General features: G+C 66.4%; 1 protein-coding gene. It reads left to right on the top strand.

Annotated features, from left to right (window positions below):
• Positions 1-14: 14 nt before the first annotated feature.
• The coding region (locus ACXJKJ_RS30570; protein WP_457395203.1) for an amino acid--tRNA ligase-related protein at positions 15-715 on the top strand (701 nt) is incomplete at its 3' end.

The following is a 715-nucleotide window of genomic DNA, read 5'->3' as shown; positions in this document are numbered from 1 at the left end:
AGGTGGAAGGCGTGGTGCGCGCGCGCCATTCGGTCAACGACAAGATCCGCACCGGCAAGGTGGAAGTGATCGCCACGGCCATCACTGTCCTCAACAAGGCCGAGCCGCTGCCGTTCCACGCCCACGAGAACCCGGGCGAGGAAACCCGCCTGACGTACCGCTACCTGGACCTGCGCCGTCCGGAAATGCAGCGCATGCAGCGCACCCGCATCAAGCTGGTGCAGGCGCTGCGCCGCCACCTGGACGCCACCGGCTTCCAGGACATCGAAACCCCGATCCTGACCAAGGCCACCCCGGAAGGCGCGCGCGACTTCCTGGTGCCCGCGCGCATGCACCCGGGCGAGTTCTACGCCCTGCCGCAGAGCCCGCAGCTGTTCAAGCAGATCCTGATGGTGGCCGGCTTCGACCGCTACTACCAGATCGCGCGCTGCTTCCGCGACGAAGCCCTGCGTGCCGACCGCCAGCTGGAATTCACCCAGCTGGACATGGAGTTCGCCTTCGTCCGCGAACAGGACGTGCAGGACTTCGTGGAAAGCATGATCCGCGCCATCTTCAAGGAAGTGGTCGACGTGGAGCTGGCCGCCAGCTTCCCGCGCATGACCTGGGCCGAGGCGATGCGTCGCTATGGGTCGGACAAGCCGGACCTGCGCATCGCGCTGGAGCTGGTCGACGTGGCCGAGCTGGTCAAGACCAGTGAATTCCCGGTGTTCACCGC

The sequence above is a fragment of the Roseateles sp. P5_E1 genome, from assembly GCF_054049335.1.
The sequence above is the reverse complement of the archived record's forward strand: the minus strand, read 5'-3'. Positions and strand labels throughout refer to the sequence as shown.